This is a genomic window from Paenibacillus dendritiformis, from assembly GCF_021654795.1.
Lineage (GTDB): Bacteria > Bacillota > Bacilli > Paenibacillales > Paenibacillaceae > Paenibacillus_B.
In genome coordinates, this window is record NZ_AP025344.1 from 1,687,006 (window position 1) to 1,706,473 (window position 19,468).

The 19,468-nt window shown below is 57.2% G+C and carries 17 protein-coding genes; all 17 read left to right on the forward strand.

Annotation, left to right across the window (positions count from 1 at the left end):
* The first annotated feature begins 43 nt into the window (after positions 1–43).
* The 17 genes from cymR (at position 44) to L6439_RS07515 (ending at position 19,014) form a co-directional block, all read left to right on the forward strand.
* Entirely contained in the window at positions 44–463 is a 420-nt protein-coding gene (gene cymR / locus L6439_RS07435) for a cysteine metabolism transcriptional regulator CymR (protein ID WP_168178687.1), read from the forward strand.
* Positions 464–482: 19 nt separating this feature from the next.
* Positions 483–1,646, forward strand: coding sequence for a cysteine desulfurase family protein (locus L6439_RS07440; RefSeq protein WP_168178686.1), 1,164 nt, complete (start codon positions 483–485; stop codon positions 1,644–1,646).
* Between the two features lie 114 nt (positions 1,647–1,760).
* Positions 1,761–2,258: a PRC-barrel domain-containing protein gene (locus L6439_RS07445; protein WP_168178685.1), complete on the forward strand. Its 498-nt coding sequence runs from the start codon at positions 1,761–1,763 to the stop codon at positions 2,256–2,258.
* Positions 2,259–2,284: 26 nt separating this feature from the next.
* The gene (locus tag L6439_RS07450; protein ID WP_006679674.1) at positions 2,285–2,500 is read left to right on the forward strand and encodes a hypothetical protein; all 216 of its coding nucleotides are present in this window, start codon (positions 2,285–2,287) and stop codon (positions 2,498–2,500) included.
* A gap of 232 nt (positions 2,501–2,732) precedes the next feature.
* A complete protein-coding gene (locus tag L6439_RS07455) occupies positions 2,733–4,691 on the forward strand; it encodes an anaerobic ribonucleoside triphosphate reductase (protein WP_213471339.1) in 1,959 nt (652 codons plus the stop codon).
* Between the two features lie 2 nt (positions 4,692–4,693).
* Positions 4,694–5,173, forward strand: a complete 480-nt coding sequence (gene nrdG, locus L6439_RS07460; protein ID WP_168178746.1) for an anaerobic ribonucleoside-triphosphate reductase activating protein — start codon at positions 4,694–4,696, stop codon at positions 5,171–5,173.
* A 50-nt stretch (positions 5,174–5,223) separates the two neighbouring features.
* On the forward strand, positions 5,224–6,294 hold the full coding sequence (locus L6439_RS07465; protein ID WP_168178683.1) for an AI-2E family transporter: 1,071 nt from the start codon (positions 5,224–5,226) through the stop codon (positions 6,292–6,294).
* Positions 6,295–6,525: 231 nt separating this feature from the next.
* Positions 6,526–9,837 (forward strand): SwmB domain-containing protein, encoded by a 3,312-nt coding sequence (locus L6439_RS07470; RefSeq protein ID WP_213471340.1) that lies wholly within the window; start codon positions 6,526–6,528, stop codon positions 9,835–9,837.
* Positions 9,838–9,937: 100 nt separating this feature from the next.
* On the forward strand, positions 9,938–10,168 hold the full coding sequence (locus L6439_RS07475; protein WP_213471341.1) for a hypothetical protein: 231 nt from the start codon (positions 9,938–9,940) through the stop codon (positions 10,166–10,168).
* A gap of 1,259 nt (positions 10,169–11,427) precedes the next feature.
* Complete coding sequence (alaS, locus tag L6439_RS07480) at positions 11,428–14,070, forward strand: alanine--tRNA ligase (protein ID WP_213471342.1); 2,643 nt, start codon at positions 11,428–11,430, stop codon at positions 14,068–14,070.
* A gap of 158 nt (positions 14,071–14,228) precedes the next feature.
* On the forward strand, positions 14,229–14,489 hold the full coding sequence (locus L6439_RS07485; protein WP_006287029.1) for an IreB family regulatory phosphoprotein: 261 nt from the start codon (positions 14,229–14,231) through the stop codon (positions 14,487–14,489).
* A gap of 49 nt (positions 14,490–14,538) precedes the next feature.
* Entirely contained in the window at positions 14,539–14,955 is a 417-nt protein-coding gene (gene ruvX / locus L6439_RS07490; protein ID WP_168182240.1) for a Holliday junction resolvase RuvX, read from the forward strand.
* A gap of 9 nt (positions 14,956–14,964) precedes the next feature.
* Positions 14,965–15,261 (forward strand): DUF1292 domain-containing protein, encoded by a 297-nt coding sequence (locus L6439_RS07495; RefSeq protein ID WP_213471343.1) that lies wholly within the window; start codon positions 14,965–14,967, stop codon positions 15,259–15,261.
* Positions 15,258–15,557: a DUF1292 domain-containing protein gene (locus L6439_RS07500; RefSeq protein ID WP_168182242.1), complete on the forward strand. Its 300-nt coding sequence runs from the start codon at positions 15,258–15,260 to the stop codon at positions 15,555–15,557. Before L6439_RS07495 ends, L6439_RS07500 begins: the two co-directional genes overlap by 4 nt.
* Positions 15,558–15,638: 81 nt before the next feature.
* Positions 15,639–16,700 carry an endolytic transglycosylase MltG gene (mltG, locus tag L6439_RS07505; protein WP_168182243.1) on the forward strand — a complete coding sequence of 354 codons (1,062 nt, stop codon included), beginning with the start codon at positions 15,639–15,641 and terminating at the stop codon, positions 16,698–16,700.
* 17 nt (positions 16,701–16,717) lie between these two features.
* Complete coding sequence (locus tag L6439_RS07510; RefSeq protein ID WP_213471344.1) at positions 16,718–17,653, forward strand: peptidase U32 family protein; 936 nt, start codon at positions 16,718–16,720, stop codon at positions 17,651–17,653.
* A gap of 17 nt (positions 17,654–17,670) precedes the next feature.
* Positions 17,671–19,014 (forward strand): peptidase U32 family protein, encoded by a 1,344-nt coding sequence (locus tag L6439_RS07515; RefSeq protein ID WP_213471345.1) that lies wholly within the window; start codon positions 17,671–17,673, stop codon positions 19,012–19,014.
* Positions 19,015–19,468: the final 454 nt, after the last annotated feature.

Below are 19,468 nucleotides of genomic sequence, written 5' to 3' on the forward strand. Positions count from 1 at the left end.
TACATTGAATTGCACAGGAACAACCAATAAATGAGGTGTAACCATGAAAATATCAACAAAGGGCCGTTACGGGCTAACGATTATGATGGAGCTGGCCAGGAGCTACGGCGAAGGCCCGACATCCTTGAAGAGCATCGCAGAGAAGAACAATCTCTCCGAGCATTACCTTGAACAATTGATTGCGCCGCTCCGCAACGCGGGCTTGGTCAAGAGCATACGGGGAGCCTACGGCGGATATATATTGCCGGAGAGCCCGGAGCAGGTCACGGCAGGCGAAATTATCCGCGTGCTCGAAGGCCCGATTTCACCGGTCGATTTCACGGAAGAGGACGATCCGGCCAAGCGCGACCTGTGGCTGCGCATTCGCGACAGCATCGCTCAGGTGCTTGATTCGACCACGCTGAAGGATCTGATCTCGTACAAGGATGAGAACGTGCAGGAAAGCTATATGTTCTATATTTGACGATCGCGAGGGAACCGAAATGGAACGAATTTATTTCGATCATGCCGCGACGACGCCGCTCCACCCGGAGGCGGCGGAAGCGATGATCGCGGTCATGCGGGACGTGTACGGCAACGCCTCCAGCGTTCACGCGGCCGGCCGCGAAGCGACGGCGGCCTTGACCCGGGCGCGGGACGGCGTCGCGGAACGTCTCGGCTGCCGGCCGCAGGATCTCGTCTTTACGAGCGGCGGGACCGAGAGCGACAACGCGGCGCTGTTCGGCGTGGTCCATGCCGCCTGGCGGAGACACGGACGGGAACGTCCGCCTCATGTCGTGACGACGGAAGTGGAGCATCATGCGGTGCTCCACGCTTGCCGTTATTTGGAGCAGCTCGGAGTGGAAGTCACCTACGTCGCGCCGGACGAGACAGGCCTTGTCGCGCCGGAGCGCATTCGGGAAGCGCTTCAGCCGAATACTTGCCTGGTGAGCGTCATGACGGGCAACAATGAGGTGGGCACACTGCAGCCGATTCGGGAGATCGGCGAGCTGGTGCGCGAGCAGGGGATTGCGATGCATACCGACGCCGTTCAGGCGCTCGGAGTGCTGCCGTTCCAGCTGAAGGATTGGCCGGTTGACATGGCCAGCTTCTCGGCCCACAAGATCAACGGACCGAAGGGCGTCGGCTGTCTGTATATTCGCCAAGGGACGGATTGGGAGCCGATGCTGCACGGGGGCAATCAGGAGCGGAAGCGCCGGGCGGGGACGGAAAATGTGGCCGGAATCGCGGGCTTCGCGGCGGCGCTTCGCATCGCGGAGGATGAACGGGAGAACAAGGTCCGCCAGACCCAGCAAGTGAGGGCTGCGCTCTGGTCGAGGCTGGTGGATGAATTGGGAGATCGGGTTGCGTACAATGGGCATCCGGAGCGGCATCTGCCTCACATTCTCAATGTGAGCGTGCTGGACGTTCCGACAGAGACGCTGCTGATGAATCTCGATCTGGCAGGCATCATGGCAGCCAGCGGTTCCGCCTGCACTTCCGGTTCCCTGGAAGTATCGCATGTGCTCGAAGCGATGAAGCTGTCCGAGCCTCGCAAGAGCACCGCCGTTAGATTCAGCTTCGGATTGGGCAATACTATAGAGCAAGCCGATATTGTGTCGCAACAAATTGCAACCATCGCCAATCGCGTCCGTAATAGAAATTAGGAAGTCTGTCAGACCGCCTGGAGGGGCGATCCCCGGCGAATGGAGCGCTGTCGGCGGAGAGGCGCGCCTGTGCGGCGCAGCCGCATGTCCATGAACCGAAGGAGGGCCCCCTGAATGAAGTTGCTGGAGCTGATCGGCCTGCCGGTGTTCGATATCGGTACGGGCAAGCAAATTTCCAAAGTGAAAGATATCTGCATCACTCCCGAGTGGGAGATTACGCATCTTCAGCTTGTCAGCCGCGTCCGCAAGCAGGACATGCTGGTACGCTGGGAGGATGTGACGGCCTGCGGGGACGATGCGGTCATGATTGCGAGCGGGGAGGCTGTGCAACTGAAGGACAGCGCCTCCCTGGAACGGGCGTTCCTGTCGGGAGAGACGGCATTGAAGGGTTTGCCGGTCATCACTTCGGAAGGCTCCCAGCTCGGATGGGTCGCCGATGTTTATTTTCAGCCCAATATGGGTAACCAGATAACAGGTCTGGAAATTTCAGACGGCCTGCTTGCGGACCTTCTGGAAGGAAGACGGCGGATTGAAGGAATGAGCCGCTTGAAATGGGGCACCGATGTAATCGTCGTGGAAGAGAGCGGAAGCGCAAGTGCACAAGCAAATTAGTCTAATGGACGGAATGGTGAAGAACGATGATGCGATGCCCGAATTGCAATTCCAAAGATATCGGGAAAATTGGCGCCCATCAGTTTTACTGCTGGGGATGCTTTATCGAGTTGACCGTTAACGGCGATAAAATGTCGGTGTTCCAGGTGGAAGAAGACGGTACGTTGAGCTCGCTCGACGATTTATTTTTTGGCGATGAATTTATGACACCGCCCTATCCGGAAGCGCATGCTTCTTCATAACGGAACGGACACAAGTCACAATAAAGCGAACAAAAGCGTTCATGCTCCGCCTCGCGCGGTGCATGGGCGCTTTTTGCCGTTATGGGGCCGCCTGGCTGTGACCGATCTCATATTGTTAGGTTCCTCATTTGTAGATAATACATATTGTGTCTTTTACAAAATACAAATACTACATATAGTGGTTTTGAGTATTTAAATATCAAGAGAGACGATAGGAAAGGGTGGAGTAGCGATGACGATCATGCCGCGATTGCGCGATGCGAACGTTGCCGAAGAGAGTGCGGGAGGCGCCGGACCGATGCCGTGGGCATCCTGGGGAACCTCCCGGAGAGGGGATAGCGGGCCGCTGCCGGACAACCATCCGCTGACAGAGGCGCTGCACGAAATCGTACAGGACCGCGATTCGGATCTGATGCGCGAAAATGCGAATGTGGACGGCCGCTCTCCGATGGGCATCATGAGCAAAATGGCCAGCGAATGCTCGCGTTGGTATGCGATGAATTATTTGCTGGCCCCGGAAGCGCGGGAAGCGGTGGAGGACAATCTGCTGTATCCTCACGATCTCGATTTCTATGCGTATGGAACGACGACCTGCTGCCAGATTCCGCTCGGGCAGCTCCTGAAGCGGGGCTTCAATACCGGGCACGGCCATATGCGGGAGCCGCAGGATATCAAGAGCGCGCTCGCTCTCGCCTCGATCATTTTGCAGGCGAACCAGAACCAGCAGCATGGCGGACAAGCGTATCCCGCCTTCGATTACGATCTGGCTCCCTATGTAGGCAAGACGTTCCGGCGCCACCTGACCTATCTCGAATCCCTGCCGCTGCAGCCGGAGCTTGACCGGGAGCAGGAAGCATGGCGCTTGACCGAGCGCGACGTGTACCAGGCCTGCGAAGCCTTCATACATAATGCCAATTCGATGCATTCGCGAGGCGGGGGACAAGTTCCATTCATTTCGATCAACTATGGCACCGACACTTCGCGGGAAGGGCGCATGCTTATCAGACAGCTGCTGCTGGCGACGAGGGCGGGCCTGGGCAAGGGGGAGACGCCCATTTTCCCGATCCAGATTTTCAAGGTAAAAACCGGCGTCAACTTCGGGGCGCAGGATCGGAACCGCGATCTGTACGAACTGGCGCTGGCCACGACGGCGGAGCGATTGTTCCCGAACTTCGCCTTCCTGGATGCCCCCTTCAACCAGGAGCATGACGACGGAACGCCGGAGAGCGAGGTCTGTTACATGGGCTGCCGCACGCGGGTCATGGCCAATGTGAACGGTCCGTCGACGCCGCAGGGACGCGGCAATCTGTCCTTCACCTCGCTGAATCTGGTGCGAATCGCGCTGCTCGCCCGCACGAAGGAAGCTTTTTTTACCCTGCTGGACGATATGCTCGCCATTGCCGTAAGACAGCTTGCCGCGCGCTATGAATATCAAGGGCGGAAGCGGGCGCGCGATTTCGCGTTCCTGATGCAGCAGGGCGTCTGGCGCGGCAGCGAGCGGCTTCAGCCGGAGGACGAGCTGCGCGATGTCTTGAAGCAGGGCACGCTCAGCGTCGGCTTCATCGGGCTGGCCGAAGCGCTGGTCGCCCTGACCGGATGCCATCACGGCCAATCGGAGGAGGCGCGCCGGCTCGGTCTAGAGATTGTCGGCCATATGCGCCAGCGGATGGACGAAGCCGTGGCGGCCACCGGGATGAACTATTCGCTTCTCGCGACCCCGGCCGAAGGGCTGTCCGGCAAATTCACGAAGCGCGATCGGGATGATTTCGGCCGCATTCCGGGCATTACCGATCGCGAGTACTATACGAATTCATTTCATGTACCGGTCTATTATCCGATTCAGGCGTATGACAAAATCCGCATCGAGGGGCCGTTCCACGCCTTGTGCAATGCCGGCCATATCACCTATGTCGAGCTGGACGGCAGCGCCAAAGCGAATCCGCAAGCGCTCGATCGGATTGTGCGGGCGATGGCGGAGCACGGAATCGGCTACGGCTCGATGAACCATCCGGTCGACCGCTGCCGCCGCTGCGGCCATCAGGACATGATTGAGGAGGCCTGCCCCGTATGCGGCGGCGCCGACGAGGACATTGAGCGCATTCGCCGCATTACCGGTTATCTTGTCGGCGATATGAGCAAATGGAATTCAGCCAAGCGCAACGAGGAGAGCGAGCGGGTGAAGCATCGATGAGCTTGCGCGTGATGTCGATACTCCATGACAGTGTCGTGGACGGCGAAGGGCTAAGGACGGTTGTCTTCGTCAGCGGCTGTCCTCACCGCTGCCCGGGATGCCACAATCCAAGCTCCTGGCGAAGCGACGGCGGAACGCTGATGAGCGTCGAAGCGGTGGCGGCCGATGTGCTCTCCAATCCGCTCACCGATGTTACCTTGTCGGGCGGCGAGCCGTTCCTCCAAGCCCGGGAACTGGCGGAGCTGGCCCGTATCGTGAAGGAAGCGGGCCGGACGGTCTGGTGCTACACCGGATATACGGTGGAGGACCTGCTGCGGGACGGAACCCGGGATCAGCGGGAGCTGCTGCGGCTGACGGATGTGCTCGTGGACGGGCGGTTCCTTATCGAGCGCCGCCGTCCCGGCCTGCGCTTCCGCGGCAGCGACAACCAACGCATTTGGAAGATGAGGAACGGCCGGCCGGCCGAGTTAATTTTCGCTTAACTACGCATACTTTACTGTATGATGCTCGTCCGAACGGAGTGTGGAATACAGTGGAGCGTTTTTGGAAAAACAAGCTGTTCGTCTATGGCGTATATGTGCTGCTCGCGTTGTTCATCCTGTATTACTTGTACTTGTTGAAGCCGCTTCTCGGCAATGTATACGGGATTGTAAAGTCGGTGGTTGCCCCGTTCCTCATCGCGATGATTATCGCTTATGTGCTCAATCCGGTCGTCAATATGCTGTCCGAGCGCAAAGTTCCCCGGCCGATTGCGGTGCTGCTCATTTATGCGGTATTCATCGCCTGCGTGACCGTGCTGCTCATCAATATGATTCCGATGATTATGGAGCAACTGGAGGAATTGAACGAGCAGATGCCTCACTTGAATGCGAAGGCTGCGGAACTGATGGATGGGCTCAGCGAGTCGTCTCTCATGCCGGCGTCGGTCCGAAGCAGTCTGAACGACTGGATTTACGGAATGGAGCAGCGGGTGGGCAAGGTGATTACGGAATTTATGAACAACCTCGGCGATATGCTCAACGTCCTCATGATGGCGCTTATCGTTCCTTTTTTGATTTTCTATATTTTGAAAGACTTCAATGTGTTCGAACGAACCGTCATCGCCTATGTGCCCAAAACGCACCGCAAGCATATGGTGATGATGTTCAAAGAAATCGATAATGCGCTCGGCAGCTATATCCGGGGCCAGGTCCTCGTCTGCGCCATTATCGGGTTGCTGGCTTATGCCGGCTACTGGCTGATCGGACTGCCTTATGCGCTGCTGCTGGCGCTGTTCGTGGCCATTTTCAACATCATTCCGTATCTCGGGCCGTATTTCGGAGCGGCTCCCGCTCTGATCGTCGCTTCGACCATGTCGTTGAAGATGATGATTTTCGTCATATGCGTCAATACGGCATGCCAAATTCTCGAAGGGAATATTATTTCCCCCCAGGTGGTTGGCCGGACGCTGCATATGCATCCGCTCTCCATTATTTTTGCGTTGCTCGTCGGAGAACAGCTCGCAGGCATTGTCGGAATGATTTTGGCCGTGCCGGTGTTCGCGGCGCTCAAAGTCGTCCTGTCCCATGTGTTCACCTATTACGTCCGGCGCAAAACGGTGTGACCGAAGTCGGGATGACTATAGCCGCAATAGATGAGCTGGACCGGAAAAGGGACAGGCCACTGCCGAACTTTCGACCCCCTACCTAAGATGCGATTTGCTGACGCCTCCCGCTGGCGAACAACAAATGGCGCCCCGCTTGCGTTATAGAAAGTGGGTGCGGCGAAGGAGCAGCGCCGTACCGCACATCCGCAAGGATACATTGGTCGGTTCGACCAAAGGAGGGGTTCACACGTGAAAAGAGCAGTGGCCGTCTTACTCACGGCGGCAATGGCGATGGAGCTGTCCATCAGCACGGCCTTGGCGCAGTCGCCCGACGAAGTTGCTCGGGCAGAACAAGGCTGGCACATCATTTCCGTTGATTCCGTCACGCCGCGTTCCGGCTCGGAGGACATCGACATTCAACCGCAGCTGAGCATGGTATTCGGCGAGGCGGTAAGCAAGGGCAAGGGACATATTACGATCAAAAAGCGAAGCGGCGAGACCGTGGAGACGATAGCGGTGGATAGCGATCAAGTCCGGCTCGAAGACAAAGAGACCAAGGCGGTCATTACGCCTTCGGTCAAGCTGGATTATCGCACAACGTATTCGGTTCAGGTCGATTACGGCGCATTCACGAACGAGCACGGGATATACCTTGGCATTTATGATCCGGCGGTCTGGTCGTTCACGACGAAGGCGGAGCAGGGCATTCCGGTGCTGGAGCGGCTGTCGCCCGCCCGAGGCCAGAAGGATGTGCGCATCGATGCCAATCTGGCGCTGACGTTCAATGAACCGGTATGGAAAGCGGAAGGCAGCGTCCTCATCAGAACGGCCAAGGACGGCAAGGTGCATGAGGCGATCTCCGCGTCATCGAACCGGATTAGCGGGGACGGCACCAAGACGATTACGATCGATCCGGTGCTGGATCTGAAGCCGGATACGGAATATATCGTGGAAATTACGGCAGGCGCCTTGCGCAACGGCAGCAAACAGGCCTATCCCGGGCTTCAGGGCGACAACGCCTGGCGCTTCGCCACGGGCAAGCAGGACGTGACGGCGCCGGTGCTGCTGTCGGCTTCGATGCAGAATGCCGATACGATCCGGCTGACCTACAACGAGCCGCTTGATCCCGCGTCGGTTCCGCCGCAATCCCGCTTCTCCGTCACGGTCAACGGGGACTCGCGGAGCATCGGGAATGTGTCGGTAGCGGGAAGCGCTGTCGACGTGAAGCTGAAGAGCGGGATTGCCTACGGCCAAGACGTTCGGATCAGCTATACGCCGGGCAAGGACCGGAATATTCGGGACGCGGCCGGCAACGCCGCAGCCGCGCTTGACCGGACGCCGGTCAGCGATACGGCGGATGCGACGCTGCCGAAGCTGGAGCAGGTGACGGCCAAGGGGACGCAGATCGTCTTCGAATTCAACAAAGAACTTGATGCGGTATCGTCCAAGGCTGCGGATCAGTTCACGGTCTGGGTGGACGGCAAGACGAGAGCCATCGCCCGCATTGCACAGGACGGGCGCAAGGTGACGCTATCGCTGCTTCACCTCATTACGAACGGGCAGGTCGTGAAGATCCGGTATGCGCCTGACCGGTACCCGCTGCAGGATCGGGCCGGCCATCCCGTGCCTGCGATCAGCGAGCAGTATGTGCGCAATCTGAACGATACGAAGCCGCCGGTGCTGGACACGGCCGAAGTGAACGGCAGCCTGCTCCGGCTTCGGTATAACGAAGGGTTGGCTGCGAATCAAGTGCCGCATCGCAGCCATTACTCGGTGCTCGTGAACCGGACGGCACGCTACGTCCAGGCCGTTCAGATCCGGGGGAACGTCGTGGAACTGGCGCTTGATTCCAGCGTCTCCGACCACGACGAGGTGACCGTATCGTATGCGCCGGCCGATCCCCGCCTGACGGATTTGTCGGGCAATGCGGCCGCGGCCTTCACGCTGGCGAAGGTCGCCAACAAGACGGATAACGAGGCGCCGGTGCTGCGCCGCGCCTCGGTCAAAGGCGCGTCCGTGACGCTGACCTTCTCGGAGAAGCTGCGGGAATCGCCGGCGCCGGCGTCATCCCAGTTCTCCGTTCAGGCAGACCATGCCGGCGTGGGGGTGAAGAGCGCCTCCGTCCAGGGCGACAAGGTGACGCTCACGCTCGACGAGAGCGTGAACCCGTACAGCGCCGTCACGGTCTCCTATGCGCCGGGTACGAATCCGCTGCGGGATCTGAACGGCAATGCGGTCTCTTCGTTCGCCAACGCGGCGGCCGCCAATCAGACGGACGGTTCGGTGCGGCCGGGCGACATTCAGCCGGCTTCGTATGATTGGTTCCTTGACAGCGGATGGTATCTGTTGTCCAGCTCGGCGGCGGAGACCTCATCCGATCGTTCCCGTTACGGCCAGGCCGTTAAGCGGTATACGCTGCCGGCCGGCAAGTTGAAGGCCTCATTCGAGTATGTCATGCATAACGGTACCCGCAATCATCTCGCATTCGAGGTGCCGGCTTCCGAGCGCGCGGCGATGGTGGCCGTTCCGCTGTCCGCGCTGAAGGATGTCTACCATAAAGCGGGCGATGCCGTCTTCTCGATCCGGTACGGGGACATTCTGTACTCGGTGCCGCTTCGCGAGCTTGATTTCAGCCGGCTTGAGCGCGAATGGGGCGGCAGCGCCTATCTGCTTCTGCAGGCCGAGAAGGCGGCAGGGGCGGACGCTGCTTCGCTTACGAGCTATCTCCAGGAGACCGGGGCGAATATCCGCGTGCAGCCGATCGACTTCTATGCTTCCACTTACGCCGGTTCGGCCAGTCCGCGGGCGCTTGAGGCGCAGCTCGAGTACAAGGTGCGCACGACCGGCTATGTCGATAGCGGCAACGCTTCGGCTGTCCGCTACGATGCCGCCCTGGCGAAGGCGGGCTTCGTGCCGACCGTGATGAAGGAGGGAGCCGGAGTGACGGTGTTCGACTTCCTCTTCAAAGGCAATCAAGCGGTCGCGCTGATGGACCGCAGCAAAGATTTCCAAGATATTCGAAGCCATTGGGCGCGGGAATCGATCCGCGAGCTGGCTTCCAAATATATTATTGAAGGCGTCAGCTCCGCCGCCTTCGCGCCGAACGCGAACATTACTCGCGCCCAGTTCGCGACGCTCCTCGCGCGCTCGCTCGGGCTGCAGGGCGATGCGGGCGCAGCCGCCGGCTACCGTGACGTGAGCACGTCCGGCAAGCTGGCCCCGTATATCGGCGCGGCGACGAAGGCCGGCATTATCGGCGGCTTCGAGGATCGGACCTTCCGGCCGAACGAGTCGATTACCCGCGAGCAGATGGCCATCATGCTGGTGCGCGCCATGGATTATGCCGGCTATGCCGTCACCGCCGATCCGGCGGCCCTGAACCGGTTCAAGGACCGCAATCAGATCGGGCGCTATGCCGTGACCGGGGTCGCCAAGGCGGTGACGAGCGGCATCGTCCAAGGCATGACGTCGACCACCTTCGATCCGAAGGGAACGGCGACCCGGGCGCAAGCGGCGGCGATGCTGAAGCGGATGCTTCAGCAGGTTGAATATTTGGGTTAACCGGGCGCTTTTCTTGTAATGCGCTTCGCATATGGCGCCCCTTGGGCTGGCCAGACGGCCCCCTGCCGAGGAGAGAAGGATTCGGCAAGGGGCTGTTTTTGTGCGGGGAGCGACGACGGAGCAAATGAACCGGCTTCGGGCGCAGATGTGGATCTCTGGTTCCGAACTCGCGCTGGCGGTTTCCTGTCTCGAATGCACATCGTGGCGCCCCGAATTGAAAACAGCTGCACGGGTGCAGTTTTTTTATCACTTGCGTGATGAATCCGGTAAAATTGCTGCAAAACTGCATCCTTTCGCCGGATTTGGCCTCAAACAAGCGAGAAAAATGTGAAATTGATGCAACCTGCAGGCTGTTGAGAAAGAAGTTTTGAGTCGGAAAATGGATATTTCCACCATCCTGAAAACTGCACCATTTCCCTAGACACGCCCATCCGGCAGTCGAAATCCGCAAAACTCCACGATTTCTCCAGACGCTCCTATTCAGTAAGCGAAATCCTGCATAAATACAGCAATTCGATATGGACGACGATTCCAGAAAGGGAATCCTGCAAAATGACAGGAATTTTCCCCGTTTCGCTTCGGCTTGAAGAAAAAGGGCCTAAAATGATGTAGATTTGCAGCAATTCCTTGGGATGTGGACTCATTAAGCCGAAATTCCTGTAAAATAGCAGCAATTTCCTCCGCACGTCCAAGCCCCAGGAGGCAACGATGCTTCGAGCAGGCCGATAATGCTTCCAGCAGGCCGGATAATGCGATGATGCCCCCAGCATCCGACGCGGTCGCTTGGATCCCGTACAATCAGGCCATTGCGTAGTCTATGGGGCTTTTTACTTGTGATTGATCTCTTCTCCCGGTAGAGAAAATCGATTTAAAACGCTCTAAGAGCCAAAGTTTGGATGAGGAAAATGGACCATCTCCACCCCTTCACAAAAAACAGGGGTATTCCAACAGCCTGATCCTGGCATTATTTTTTCTTTTCGGTGGGGGAAGCGGGGAAAAGCTGTAGTTTTGCAGTGCTTTTCGGCGTCGTAAGCTAGTCCCCATAACCGAATCTGGCAGGTCCAATGACACTCGCCCGGGACGGCGAAGCCAGCGCTTTCAGAAGCGGAATCGGACGCGGCGTCATACTGGCTTCAAACGTGGAGCAGCGGCATTATTGACAAGTTGCGCCGGTTTATTTATACTATGTTATCGGATAAATAGGCACAAATAGGCATAAAGCGAAGACAAAACCTATAGTAGGCTGAAGCCCTTGATCCAGAGAGAAGATTCCGGCATCGATATGGAGCCGGGTGGAAGAATCTTCATCGAGAAGAACAGCTGAACGCTAGTTTTGGAGCGTGAATGAACTTCACCGGGTCGGACCCGTTATCAACGCTAAGGCGATCGCCCGCTGGACGGCCGCCGGACACCGCGGCATGACTGAATTCTGAGCCGCCCGTCCGGAGACGGTCTCTTGCCCGGGGGATAACCAGGGTGGTACCGCGATGGATTTCAATCGTCCCTGATTTATCAGGGGCGATTTATTTGTATAAGGGGTAGTTAACCCGATCTTAAGAATACTTTGTGACAATGGAGGCGTCAGTACGCATGAAAGCCAGTGAGATTCGCGCAAAATGGTTGGAATTTTTCGAAGGCAAAGGCCATCATATCGAGCCGAGCGCTTCGCTCGTCCCGCATAACGATCCGTCCTTGTTATGGATCAATGCCGGCATGGCGCCGCTCAAGCCCTATTTCGACGGGCGCGTGAAGCCGGAGAACCCGCGGATTGCGAATTCGCAGAAATGCATCCGCACGAACGATATCGAGAATGTCGGCAAAACCCGCCGTCACCATACGTTCTTCGAGATGCTCGGCAACTTCTCCATCGGCGATTATTTCAAGGAAGAAGCGATCACCTGGGCATGGGAATTCCTGACCGACAAGCGTTGGATCGGGTTCGACCCTTCCCGGTTGTATGTCACGGTCTACAACGAGGATGAAGAGGCCTACAAGCTGTGGAATGAGAAAATCGGGCTCCCGGCCGATCATATCATCAAGACCGGGGACGACAACTTCTGGGATATCGGGGAAGGGCCTTGCGGTCCTTGCACGGAGATTTTCTACGATCGCGGCGAGAAGTACGGCACGCTGGAGGATGATCCGGAATGCTACCCAAGCGGCGAGAACGAGCGCTATCTGGAAGTATGGAATCTCGTATTCTCCCAATTCAATCACAACAAGGACGGCAGCTATACTCCGCTGCCGAACAAAAATATCGATACCGGCGCAGGACTCGAGCGGTTCGCTTCCATCCTGCAGGATGTCGATTCGAACTTCGATACCGACTTGTTCCAGCCGATTATTCAGGCAACCGCCCGCATTGCCGGCGTGGCTTACCAAGACAATGAGAAGCAAGACATCGCGTTGAAGGTCATTGCCGACCATGTGCGTACGGTGGTGTTCGCTGTCGCCGACGGCGTATTGCCTTCCAATGAAGGCCGCGGCTACGTCATCCGCCGCTTGCTGCGCCGGGCGGTCCGCTATGGCAAAGTGCTCGGAATCGACCGGCCGTTCCTCGTCGAACTCGTCCCGCATGTCGGCGAAGTGATGGGAGGATACTATCCGGATATTGTCGAGAAGCGCGATTTCATCGAGAAGGTCATTCGCAATGAAGAGGAGCGCTTCCACGAGACGCTGGCCGACGGATTGGCCATTCTCGGTGAAATGGCGGAAGCCGCCCGGGCGGAAGGCCGGACGCAGATTACCGGCCCGGAAGCGTTCAAGCTGTATGACACCTACGGCTTCCCGCTTGATCTGACGGAGGATTACGCCTCCGAGCACGGGCTGACGGTCGACCATGAAGGCTTCGATGAAGCGATGCAGGCGCAGCGCGAACGGGCCCGTGCCGCGAGACAGGACGGGGCAAGCATGAAGATTCAGGGCGGACCGCTGTCGGATCTGACGATTAAAAGCGAGTTCGTTGGTTATAATGAGTTGGTAACCCAATCCAACATTGTCGCGATGTTCGCCGGCAATGAAGCCGCCGAGGAAGTGAAGGCGGGAGAGACAGGCCAGATCGTGCTCGATCGCGCGCCGTTCTACGCCGAGAGCGGCGGACAGGTGAGCGATGGCGGCACGTTGACGGCGCCGGGGACGGCAGCCGTCGTGGAAGAGGTGTTCAAGGCGCCTCACGGGCAGCATGTGCTTGTCGTCCGGGTCACGGAAGGCTCGCTCCGCATGGGCATGACCGTGCAGGCGGCGGTCGCCCGCGCCGAACGGGAAGACATCGTGAAGAACCATACCGCGACCCATCTGCTGCACAAAGCGCTGAAGCAGGTGCTCGGCGAGCATGTCAATCAGGCCGGCTCCCTTGTGGAAGCGGAGCGGCTTCGCTTCGATTTCACGCATCTGGGCGCTATCCAACCGGATGAGCTGCAAGAGATCGAGCGCCGTGTCAACGAGCAGATTTGGAACGGCATCGGCGTCGTTATCGAGTCCAAGCCGATTGACGAAGCGAAGGCGCTGGGGGCGATGGCGCTGTTCGGCGAGAAGTACGGCGATATCGTGCGCGTGGTTCAGGTAGGCGATTACAGCATCGAGCTGTGCGGCGGGTGCCATGTCCGGAACACGTCGGAGATCGGGTTGTTCAAAGTGGTGAGCGAGAGCGGAATCGGCTCCGGCGTCCGCCGTCTGGAAGCCGTTACGGGCCGCCACGCTTATCAATATATGGAATCCCAATTGGATCTGCTGAAGCAGGCGGCCGGCCTGTTGAAGGCGAACGCCGCCGACGTGCCGAAGCGGGTAGAGGCTATGTTCGCCCGCGAGAAGGAGCTGATGCGCGAGAATGACTCGCTCAAGGCGAAGCTGAGCAGCCTCGAGGCGGGTCAACTGACCGACCGGGTCCGCTCCGTGGCGGGGATTCCTGTGCTGGCGGCGCAGGTTGACGCCGGCGGCATGGACGCGCTGCGAACGACGGCCGACGAGCTGAAGGCGAAGGTTCCAGGCTCCGTCATCGCGCTGGCATCCGCCGCCGACGGCAAAGTGAATCTGGTCGTCGCCGTCGCACCGGAACTGGTGAAGCAAGGGTTGCATGCCGGCAAGCTGATCAAGGAGCTGGCTTCCGTCTGCGGAGGAGGCGGCGGCGGCCGTCCGGACATGGCCCAGGCTGGAGGCAAAGATCCGGCCAAGATCGATGAGGCGCTTCGTCTGTTGGACGAACTGGTGGCGAAGCAGGCGGATAGCGGCAAATAGGGATATTGATCCAGCGGGTTGGAAAATAGTAAAATAAGAACAAACCTGTCGCTTCATCGTTTCGACAAAAAATTTTTGAATAAGACAAGCTATGAAGCGGAATATTTTCGCGTTTGTTCGGGTATGTGTTATGATAAGAGTAAAGCGAGGTGTCGGCGATGAATTCCATGGATAAGACGATGAAGTTCAATGTGAAGGCAGAGGAACAGGAGGCATCCAGCCAAGATATATTGCTGTCTGTCTACGATGCCCTTGTCGAGAAGGAATACAATCCCATCAACCAAATCGTCGGTTACCTACTATCCGGGGATCCCGCTTATATCCCGCGGCATAACAATGCTCGAAGCCTGGTACGGAAGAAGGAGCGGGACGAATTGATCGAGGAGCTGGTGCGCTTCTATCTCAATCATCACCGCTAATAAGCGTACGGGCTCCCGAGTTCATCGGAAGCAGACATAGGAGACGATAATGAAGATTCTCGGCTTGGATTACGGGGACCGCAAGATCGGGGTCGCGGTCAGCGACGCGTTCGGCTGGACGGCGCAAGGCCTCGAAGTCATCGTTCGGCGGAAGCCCGAAGACGACCTGCGCCGGATTGGCGACATCATCAAGGAGCACGGCGTCGAGGAAATTGTTATCGGATTGCCGAAAAACATGAACGGAACGATTGGACCGCGGGGCGAATTAAGTATGACATATGCTGAAGTCTTGAAGCAGTCGTTCGGATTGCCCGTTCACCTGTGGGATGAGCGCTTGAGTACGGTATCGGCGGAGCGCGCTTTACTCGAAGCGGACGTAAGCCGGAAGAAGCGCCGACAAGTCATTGATAAGATGGCGGCAACCATAATTTTGCAGACGTATCTTGACTATCAATCAAGAAGGTGAGGGGTTACCATGACACAGGACAATTATTTGCAAGAGGAACCGGAAATTATTTATATCCCGGACGATGAGGGCAATGAAGAAGAATTTGAGGTCATCATGAAATTTGAAGTGGATGGTTCTGATCGGAAATATATGATGGTAGTTCCTGTTGATTCCGAAGACGACGAGACCGATGAAGTATATGCGTTCCGCTATGAAGAAGACGGTGATGATCTGAAGCTGTACATCATCGAGGATGAAGAAGAATGGAATATCGTAGAAGAGACATTCAATACGCTGGTCAGCTCCGAGGAGGATGAAGCGTGAGCACCGATGAGGGCATCCGGTTCATTGAACGGTTGAAGAGCGTCTATGGCGAAGCGGTGGAGATGACGGACGAGGGCGGGAAGAGCCGAACCTGGTCTCTTGTCGCGGAGTTCGAGTACCGCGGACGGGCGTACGCCGTGCTGCAACCGGGCGAAGGCAAGGATGCGGAGCCGGATCTGTTCCGTATCGTGCCGGAGGGCGAGGACGGCTGGCAGCTTGAGACGATAGACGATGACGAAGAATGGGAAGACGTGATGGAGCGCTACGACGAGATCGCGTTCGCCGATCGATTCTAGCCGCTTCATCGCAGACAGTGATAATGAACTCGTGAAAAAGGGCGGAGTATCCGCTCTTTTTCCATGTAGGAGCGTGGATGAATGAAGACAGGAACGAAGGTGATGACCGCTTTCCTCATTCTGATTATCGTGGCGGGGGCCGGCGTAATCGGTTATGTGTGGAACGGCATGCAGCCGCTGCCGGCGGAGGAGCGCGAGATTACAGTCACGATCGAGCCGGGGACGGGAACGTCAAGCATCGCTTCCCGCCTGGAGGCAGAGGGCGTTATTAAGAATGCACTTATTTTTAAAGGCTATTTGAGATATAAAAATGAAGGCTCCCGTTTTCAGGCCGGGACGTACGCGTTCCAGCCCGGTGATACGTATGACGAGATTATTGCCCGTCTGAATCAGGGCGATGTCGTTCCGGATAAAATGATCCGCTTTACGATTCCCGAGGGCTATACGATCGCGCAAATTGCCGACAAGCTGGCTGACGAAGGGTATGTGAACAAGGACACCTTCCTCAAGCTGGCGGATGACATCGCGTGGTTATCGGGGCATTCCGAATTAACGGCGCATATTCCAGCCGACGATGACATCAAGCATCCGCTGGAAGGGTATTTATTCCCGGAGACGTATGAGATGAAGGAGGGCAGCAGCGAGGAAGAGATCATCATCCGCATGCTGGAGGAGATGCAGCAGCGGCTCGTTGACATCTCGCCGAACTGGGAAGCCGAGCTCCAAACGCAAAATTTAACGCTTCATCAATGGTTAACTGCCGCGTCGCTCATCGAACGGGAGGTCGTCGTCGATGAGGAGCGTCCGCTTGTGGCGGGGGTCATCTTCAACCGCATGAAGCAGAACATGAAGCTGCAGATCGACGCCACCGTCCAGTACGCGCTGGACAAGCCGAAGGAACGGCTGTATTATAAGGACTTGGATATTCAGAGCCCTTATAATACGTATCAGATCGACGGCTTGCCGCCGGGTCCGATCGCGAGTCCGAGCAGCGCGTCGCTGGAGGCGGTGCTGCATCCGGAGGCTTCCGACTACTTGTTCTATGTTACTAAAAAAGACGGCAGCTTCAGTCATTTGTTCGCCAAAACGTATGAAGAGCATCTAAAAAATATCGAGAAAAGCAAACAGACAGCAGGGGAATAGAAAGTGGGGAAGAAACGATGACGTATCAGCCCGAATTGCTCGTCACCGCCGGCAGCACGGAAGAGGTCGCGCGTCTGCTTGAAGCCGGCGCGAATGCGGTCGTGGTAGGGGAAGAGAAGTACGGAGTGCGTCTGCCGGGCAATATGACGCCCGATCGCATTGAAGCAAGCTTGCCGCATGCCCGCGCCCTCGGGGCGAAGCTGTATGTGGCGGTGAACAATATATTTCACAACGACCGGCTTCAAGATTTGGCCGACTATTTGCGCTGCCTGGAGCAGTTGAAGGTGGATGCGATCGTCTTTGGCGATCCTGCCGTGCTGATGACCGCGCGCTCAGCTGCGCCTTCGTTGAGGCTGCACTGGAATGCCGAGATGACATCAACCAACTACAAGACGGCGAAATACTGGCAGAAACGCGGTGCGAGCCGTATCGTTGCGGCGCGCGAGCTGAATATGGAACAGCTCCTGGAAATGAAGCGGCAGCTGCCGGACATGGATGTGGAGATTCAAGTGCATGGCATGACGAATATTTATCATTCCAAGCGGCATCTGGTGAATCATTACTTCGCGAGTATCGGGGAGCACGACGAGATCGGCCGTGCCGATAGGAGCCGGAAGCTGTTCCTTATTGAGCAGGAACGTCGCGATGAGAAATATCCGATCTTCGAGGATGCGAACGGCACGCATATTATGAGCTCGGATGACATCTGCGTGCTGGAGGATCTGAAGCCGCTGCTGGACGCGCGGGTGGACAGCTTCAAGATTGAAGGGCTGCTGAAATCCGTATCCTATAATGAGACCGTCGTGAAGGTCTATCGGGAAGCGATTGACAGCTATCTTCGCGATCCGGAGCAGTACTGTTTCAAGGAAGAGTGGATGGATCGCATCCGGGCCGTGCAGGATCCGGAGCGCGAGCTGTCGTTTGGATTTTTCTATAAAGATCAGGTGTATTAAGAAGGGAGCGAACAGCGATGACAACCGAAGCGAAGCCTGCCAAATGGAAAGGCAAGCGGTATCGACTGGATAAGCCCGAATTGCTCGCTCCCGCCGGGAACCTGGAGAAGCTGAAGTTCGCGATTCATTATGGCGCGGACGCCGTCTATATCGGCGGACAGAAATACGGTCTGCGCTCGAATGCAGACAATTTCAGCTTCGAGGAAATGCGGGAAGGCGTAGAGTTCGCCCGGAAATACGGAGCGAAAGTATTCGTGGCGACGAACATTTATGCGCATAATGAAGATCTGGAAGGGATTGGGGACTACCTGCGCCAACTGGAGCAGGTTGGGATCAGCGCGATCATTGCCGCGGATCCGATTATTATCGAGACGGCACAGCGCGTGACGCCGGGGCTGGAAGTGCATGTCAGCACCCAGCAGTCGATTGCCAATTGGCAGACGGTCCAATTCTGGAAGGAAGAAGGCGCGCCGCGCGTCGTCCTGGCCCGGGAGACGAGCCTGGAAGAGATCGTGGAGATCAAGCAGCATGTGGACGTCGAAATCGAGGCGTTCATCCACGGAGCGATGTGCTCCTCTTATTCGGGACGCTGCGTGCTGTCCAATCACTTCACGAACCGGGATTCGAACCGGGGCGGCTGCTGCCAATCGTGCCGCTGGAAATATGATCTGTTCGAAGACGGACGGCCGGATCCGGATCGGGTCGTCACTCCGGAGGAAGCTGCGGGCTCTCCAGTGCTGGAGCAATTCCGGCTCGGCGTGAACCAGCTTGCTCTTGCGGATGAGGAGGATCATGCCTTCTCGATGAGCTCGAAGGATCTGTGCATGATTGAACATCTGCCCGATCTGATCGATGCCGGGGTCGACAGCTTCAAAATTGAAGGCCGGATGAAATCGATTCACTATGTGGCTACGGTCGTGAACGTGTACCGGCAAGTGATCGATGCCTATATGGCCGATCCGGACAATTATGAGTTGAAGCCGGAATGGCTGGACGAGATTCGCAAGGCGGCGAACCGTCCCGTCAATACGGGCTTCTTCTATGACGAGCCGGATCACGAGGATCATATCTATGAACCGGAAGAGAAGGCGGCGCCGTATGACTTCGCGGGGCTGGTCATGGACTATGATCCGGCGACGGGCATGGCGACGATCCAGCAGCGGAACCACTTCAAGCCGGGGGCGGAAGTCGAGTTCTTCGGCCCGAACGGCACCTTCTTCAAGCAGACGATCGACAAGCTGTGGGATACCGAGGGCAACGAGCTGGATGCCGCACGCCATCCGCTGCAGCTTGTGCGAATGAAGGTCAACGAACCGGTTCAATATTTTGATATGATGCGGAAAAAAACAGCAAAGGCCTAACCGAATTTAAGCCTGCTCCCATTGAGGGGGCAGGCTTTTTCTATTTATAACTTTAACAAAAGCTTTGGGCTTTCAGGTGCGCCATTCGTACTTGTTCGGATGTGCAAGCTCCCTTCTGCTCGGTAAAGGTGTTCAATGAAGACATGGCTGCCTTATGAGCGCTATCCCCGCGGGGCAGGTAGTATTCAAGTATGCCGTGAATGCTCCAAATGAGCAGTATCCCCATCAGGCAGGAAGAACAAATAGGTATGGAATGTATCTGATGTGCAATATCCCTTCTGCTCAGAAAATGTGTTCAATGCGGTCATGGCTGCCTTATGAGCGCTATCCCCATGGGGCAGGAAAGTATTCAAGTATGCCGTGAATGGTCCATATGAGCAGAATTCCCGTTCGATAGGAAGTTAAGTAAGACAATTTAGTTTGTGACCCAACTTTTCTTGGGCGGTGGCCGTTT

Coding starts and splice junctions, on each gene's coding strand:
- cymR (WP_168178687.1), top strand. CDS start 44: ATGAAAATATCAACAAAGGGCCGTTACGGGCTAACGATTATGATGGAG.
- L6439_RS07440 (WP_168178686.1), top strand. CDS start 483: ATGGAACGAATTTATTTCGATCATGCCGCGACGACGCCGCTCCACCCG.
- L6439_RS07445 (WP_168178685.1), top strand. CDS start 1,761: ATGAAGTTGCTGGAGCTGATCGGCCTGCCGGTGTTCGATATCGGTACG.
- L6439_RS07450 (WP_006679674.1), top strand. CDS start 2,285: ATGATGCGATGCCCGAATTGCAATTCCAAAGATATCGGGAAAATTGGC.
- L6439_RS07455 (WP_213471339.1), top strand. CDS start 2,733: ATGACGATCATGCCGCGATTGCGCGATGCGAACGTTGCCGAAGAGAGT.
- alaS (WP_213471342.1), top strand. CDS start 11,428: ATGAAAGCCAGTGAGATTCGCGCAAAATGGTTGGAATTTTTCGAAGGC.
- L6439_RS07485 (WP_006287029.1), top strand. CDS start 14,229: ATGAATTCCATGGATAAGACGATGAAGTTCAATGTGAAGGCAGAGGAA.
- ruvX (WP_168182240.1), top strand. CDS start 14,539: ATGAAGATTCTCGGCTTGGATTACGGGGACCGCAAGATCGGGGTCGCG.
- L6439_RS07495 (WP_213471343.1), top strand. CDS start 14,965: ATGACACAGGACAATTATTTGCAAGAGGAACCGGAAATTATTTATATC.
- mltG (WP_168182243.1), top strand. CDS start 15,639: ATGAAGACAGGAACGAAGGTGATGACCGCTTTCCTCATTCTGATTATC.
- L6439_RS07510 (WP_213471344.1), top strand. CDS start 16,718: ATGACGTATCAGCCCGAATTGCTCGTCACCGCCGGCAGCACGGAAGAG.
- L6439_RS07515 (WP_213471345.1), top strand. CDS start 17,671: ATGACAACCGAAGCGAAGCCTGCCAAATGGAAAGGCAAGCGGTATCGA.